Raw genomic sequence first — 4,283 nt, forward strand, 5'->3', positions numbered from 1 at the left:
GTCTCGCGCCCCGCCCGGCTCATCGCCTCGCGCAGCGACGGGTTGCCCAGGAGGGTGTCCAGCGCCTGAGCGAGAGCGGCGACGTCGCCGGGCGGGACCAGCCGGCCCTCCACCCCGTCGCGTAGCAGCGTCCGGTAGCCGGGGATGGCGCTGGCCACCACCGGCGTCCCGGCGGCCATCGCCTCCAACAGCACGATCCCGAACGACTCGCCCCCCAGCGCCGGCGCCGCGAAGACGTCAGCGGCGGCGTACAGGCTCGGCAGGTCGTCGGGCCCGCCACGTCCCACGAAGGTGACCTGGGACCGCAGCCGCTCGGGGATGATCGCCTCGCAACGGCGGCGCTCGGGCCCCTCGCCGACCACGACCAGGCGGGCCGACGGCCGCTGGGTCTTGACGCGGATGAACGCGCGGACGAGCTGTTCGAGACCCTTACGGCGCTCGAGGCGTCCCACGAACAGCACGGTCGGGGCGTCGTCGGCGCGGTCGGCGCTGGGGGCCGCTGCCGCGAAGCGTTCGAACTCGACCCCGTTGGGGATCTCCAGGAACGCGCCCGCCGGGAGGCCCAACGCCGCCGCGTGGTAGTCGCGGGCGGGGCGGCTCACGGCGATGCACGCGTCGAGGCGTGCGACCGCCGCCCGCAGCAGCGGCCGCGCCGCCCGGTACAAGCGGTCGCGGTCCGACCAGGCGTGGAACGTCCCGACCAGCGGGTGTCGGGCCCCCAGGCACGTCCCGAGCGACAGCAGCGGCGCAGCAGGCTCGTGGACGTGCACCACGGCCGGTGTGAAGTCACGCAGCGCCGCCAGCGCACGCCGGATCGCCAGCGGTGAGTAGGCGATCGGCGCCACCGATCGGTTGAACGTGACCCCCAACGACCCTCCCACGGCGTGGACGTCGTCGGGCGGGTCGTGGCGCGCCGGCGCGACCACCAGCACATCGTCGCCGCCGGTCTTCAACCGCTCAGCGAGACGTGTGACGTGCGCCTGGACGCCGCCGGGCACGGTGATGTCGTAAGGGCAGACCAGCGCAACCCTCATCGTGGCACCGTCACCGCGGCTCACCGCTGATCGGCGGCTCGCGGTCGTCGCCGCCACGCAGCAGCGGGTGGTCGGGCTCGCGGTCCGCCAGCCAGTTGGGCACGAACACGTGCCACTGCTCGGGAGCCAGCCCGATCAGGCGCTCCAGCGCCTGCGCGATCTGTTGGGTGCCGTCGGGGACCGGGAGGTGGGCGATGTCGAGCGGTTCGTGCACCACCGCCCGCCACCCCCGCGGGGTCGTGAAGCACGCGCCGGGCACGACCGGCCGGCCGGTGCGGCGGGCCAGCGCCGCCGGACCCGGCGGAAGTCGGCAGGGCTCCCCGAAGAATGTCACGATCGGGCCCGTGCCGGTGAGGTCGCGGTCGGCCAGGAGCGTGGCGGTCCCCCCGTCGCGGACCACCTGCTCGAGGCGGCCAACCGCGTCGCCGCCACGCACGAGCGGGATCACATCCAGGCCCAGGGCGCGGCGGAGCTCCACGAACCGCTCGAACAGCGGGCGTGGCTCGAGCACCTCCGCCACGACGGTCAACCGCCAGTCACGCTGCGTGGAGAAGAACGCCCCGATCTCCCACGAGCCGAGGTGGCCGGTCGCGAGGATGGCGCCGCCACCGTCCGAGCGCACCTCGTCGAGGATCCGGGTGTCGACATCGTCGGTCCGTGCCAGCACGTCGTCGGGATCCAGGGTGTGCACCCGGAAGGAATCCAGCCAGTACCGGGCGTAGGATCGGTACGCGTCACGCACCAGACGATCCAGCTCACGCCGGCGCACGTGCCCCGCGGCGCGAGCCTGGTTGCTGCGGACCTGACGGCGCTGGCGGCGGGGCGCCAACCGGTACCACGCGTCACCGATGGGGTCGGGCGCCCGCCACGCGAGCGCGTCCGGGAGTCGGGCCGCCGACGCCCACACCGCCCGGTACTGCAGGTAGGTCGCCCACTGCCGGGACGACATCGGCGGGGCCGGAGGCAGGCCCTCGAGACCGGTGGCCCCCCGGTGCCGAGCGTCGTCGTCGTTCACCGCTGCGTCCCGGTGGGTTGGCGGTCGAGCTTGCGTACCACGTGGACGATGCGCTGCACCACGGTTGCCGTCCCTCCGACGGCCAGCAGCCACAGGACCGGGACCATCAGCCAGCGGTGGAAGATCAGCGCCACGATGATCGCCATGGCGCGTTCCGCACGTTCCACGATCCCGACCGTGCAGGTCGAACCGAGCGACTCGGCCTTGGCTCGGACGTAGCTGGTGACCTGCGCGGCGATCAGCGCCAGCGCCGCAGCGGCGAACGTGGCCGGCTGATCACGGACGGCCCAGGCGATCGCCGCGAGCATCACCCCGTCGGAGATGCGGTCGGCGACCGAGTCGAAGAACCCGCCGGCGGGGCTCTCTGCTCCCGTCGCGCGGGCGACCGCTCCGTCGACGGTGTCCGCCAGGCCACCGGCGACCAGCAGCCACCCGCCGGCGGCGAACCGGCCGGTCACGACCATGCCGGCGGCGACCGCGGTGAGGACCAGCCCTGCCGCGGTCACCCAGTTGGCAGTGATCCCCAGCCGTGCCACGCCCACGCCGACCGGGTCGATGATCCGGCGCAACGGACCGCGACCGTGGGCGTCGAGAGCCACTTCGTTCCCTGCTGTGGAGCGGGTCAGCGGCGGGGACGGTACGGACGGCCGGCAGCGGCGGCAAGGTCGCAGACCGGCTCCCGTCGGCGCCGTCGCGACTCTACGATGGCCCCCCCGCCGACGGAGCGGGGCGGGCGGAAGGCATCGACATGTCGAAGGATCTGAGCGTCCCCACCGAGAAGCTGCGCAACGTGCTGCTCCTCGGGCACACGGGGACGGGCAAGACCACCCTGGCAGAGGCCCTTCTGGAAGCCGCCGGGCTGATCGGACGCCGAGGTCGGACGGCCGACGGCACGGCGACGCTCGACTTCGAACCCGAGGAGCAGGACCGCCACCACTCGCTGAGCTTGGCGTTGGCTGCCATCCCGTGGCGCGGCTACAAGCTGAACCTGCTCGACGCGCCCGGGGGCGCCGAGGCGATCGGCGATGCCTACCCCGCGCTCACCGCGGCCGACGTGGCGGTCTTCGTGGTCGACGCCACCGCCGGCGTCCAGCCACAGCACGAGGAGCTGTGGGCGGCGTGCGACGACGTGTCGCTGCCGCGGGTGGTCTTCCTCAACAAGCTCGACAAGGACACCGCCGGTTTCCAACGCAGCGTCGATGAGCTCCGCCAGCGGTACGGCCGGGCGCTGGCTCCCGTGCACATGCCGATCGGGATCGGGCCGGAGTTCACCGGCGTCATCGACCTGCTGCACTTCACGGCGGTGCAGCTGAAGGACGGCGAGCGGGTCGAGCAGGAGGTCCCGGCCGAACGTCGCACACAGGCCGAGAGCAACCGCGAGTTCCTGGTCGAGGCGATCGTCGAGAACGACGACGACCTGCTCGAACGCTACCTCGAAGGCGACGTCCCCGACGCCAAGGAACTCGGCGCGGTGTTCGCCCGCGGGATCGCCCGCTCGGGGTTCTACCCGTTGCTGTGCGGCTCGGCGGAGCTGGCTCTCGGCGTGCACCTGCTCGCGGACTTCCTGGTCGATCAGTGCCCGTCGCCGACCGACCGTGCCGCCGTCGCCGCGACCCCCGACGACGCCACCACCGCCACGGTCGTCAAGACGTTCTCCGACCCCTACGTCGGTCGCATCAACGTGTTGCGGGTGCTGTCGGGGACGCTCACCGCGGACGATCACCTGATCGACGCGCGCACCGGGAGCGAGCTGCGCATGCACCAGCTGTTCACGCTCCGCGGCAAGGAACAGGTCCCGGTGTCCCACCTGCCCGCCGGCGACCTCGTTGGGGTCGCCAAGCTCGACGACGTGCTCACCGGTGACGTTCTGCACGCCAAAGGCGCCACACCTCCGCAGGTGGCGGCGGTCGAAGCGCCCGAGCCGTACTTCCGCGTGGCGGTCACGCCTCACAGTGCCGGCGACGAGGACAAGCTGTCGACCGGTCTGGCGCGGATCGTCGAGGAGGACGCCAGCCTCCGGGTCGAACGCGACCCCGTGACCCACCAGATGGTGCTCCGCGCGTACGGACCGACGCACGTGGACGTGACGCGCCGACGCCTGCAGCGTAAGTTCGGCGTGGAGGTGGAACAGTCTCCGCCGAAGATCGCCTACCGCGAGACGCTCAAGAGCCGCGCGCAGGGGCTCGGACGCCACGTCAAGCAGACCGGTGGGCACGGCCAGTACGGCGTGGCAC

At 72.8% G+C, this 4,283-nt stretch carries 4 protein-coding genes; 1 reads left to right on the forward strand and 3 read right to left on the reverse strand.

Features of this window, described 5'->3' with window-relative positions:
• The 3 genes from M3N57_00075 to M3N57_00085 all read right to left on the reverse strand — a co-directional run.
• A partial coding sequence (locus tag M3N57_00075; protein ID MDP9021102.1) for a glycosyltransferase family 4 protein occupies positions 1–1,034 on the reverse strand: 1,034 nt, incomplete at its 3' end.
• Positions 1,035–1,044: 10 nt separating this feature from the next.
• Positions 1,045–2,049, reverse strand: a complete 1,005-nt coding sequence (locus M3N57_00080) for a phosphatidylinositol mannoside acyltransferase (protein MDP9021103.1) — start codon at positions 2,047–2,049, stop codon at positions 1,045–1,047.
• Complete coding sequence (locus tag M3N57_00085) at positions 2,046–2,618, reverse strand: CDP-alcohol phosphatidyltransferase family protein (protein ID MDP9021104.1); 573 nt, start codon at positions 2,616–2,618, stop codon at positions 2,046–2,048. Before M3N57_00085 ends, M3N57_00080 begins: the two co-directional genes overlap by 4 nt.
• A 179-nt stretch (positions 2,619–2,797) precedes the next feature.
• On the opposite strand from M3N57_00085, the gene M3N57_00090 reads away from it, so the two are divergent.
• On the forward strand, positions 2,798–4,283 hold a 1,486-nt coding region (locus M3N57_00090; GenBank protein MDP9021105.1), incomplete at its 3' end, for a GTP-binding protein.

The organism is Actinomycetota bacterium, assembly GCA_030776725.1.
Taxonomy (GTDB): Bacteria; Actinomycetota; Nitriliruptoria; order Nitriliruptorales; family JAHWKO01; genus JAHWKW01.